Origin of the sequence: Roseivirga sp. (assembly GCF_049099775.1) — a bacterium.
Classification (GTDB): Bacteria; Bacteroidota; Bacteroidia; order Cytophagales; family Cyclobacteriaceae; genus Roseivirga.
This window is the reverse complement of the sequence record NZ_JAGDZM010000032.1, coordinates 1-789: the sequence shown is the minus strand read 5'-3', so window position 1 is coordinate 789 and position 789 is coordinate 1. Positions and strand designations below refer to the sequence as shown.

Sequence of the window (789 nt, the reverse complement as noted above, 5' to 3'; positions counted from 1 at the left end):
CCATTTGTGGTTTGATAGGTACCATCTGCAAATGAAAGTGTAAAGCCCGGGTAGTTAAGCGATATGTCTTAATTGTCTCAAAGAATACTTCCTTGAGTGCCAATTGTCCAATCTCCACTTAACAATTCAAATGCGAGCTGCCGTAATGATGGGTTGTCATCGTCTTTACATGATGACATTGCCACAAGTGATAGGATGGCGAGTATGGATATATATTTTTGAATTTTCATAAAACTTCTTTCTATCGTTTGATCATTACTTTCTTCCTAACTATTGAGGTGCCATTATTAAACTGAACAATGTAGATACCTGCTTCATAGCTCGACACGTCTAGTCTTAGTTCCTTTTCGGTAAAGCCATCTATTCCAAATAGTTTCACTCCAGTTGTGTTGATTATCTCTATGTCCAACTTACCGGCGTTTATTTCAGATAAATCTATCGTCAATAGACGGTCTGCCGGGTTAGGATAAATCGAAATATTGGCGGCATTTATGCTTCCATTATCTACTGAAGTAATTACTGCTCCTTCACCTGTTACTGCATGGGTAAGATTGACTTTCTGATCATCAAATGAATACTCAAAGACTATATTACCGCTATATGCTCTTGCTTCTGTTGGTACAAAGGAGATGGTAACATCTGCGCTAGTTCCTACTGATAGTATCAGAGCACCTGGTATAGCTTCGAAGCCTACTGGGGTAGAAATAGTCCTTACTTCTACTGGAATTTCACCATCATTTGTGATTGTAATGGTTCTTTCTTGACTTAGACCTAGTGCTGAAATATCAA

At 38.4% G+C, this 789-nt stretch carries 2 protein-coding genes; both read right to left on the bottom strand.

The window, feature by feature from the left end:
* Positions 1-77 precede the first annotated feature (77 nt).
* A complete protein-coding gene (locus JXQ92_RS19265) occupies positions 78-230 on the bottom strand; it encodes a hypothetical protein (RefSeq protein WP_421988283.1) in 153 nt (50 codons plus the stop codon).
* An 11-nt stretch (positions 231-241) separates the two neighbouring features.
* On the bottom strand, positions 242-789 hold a 548-nt coding region (locus tag JXQ92_RS19260), incomplete at its 5' end, for a T9SS type A sorting domain-containing protein (RefSeq protein WP_421988282.1).

Coding starts and splice junctions, on each gene's coding strand:
- JXQ92_RS19265 (WP_421988283.1), bottom strand. CDS start 230: ATGAAAATTCAAAAATATATATCCATACTCGCCATCCTATCACTTGTG.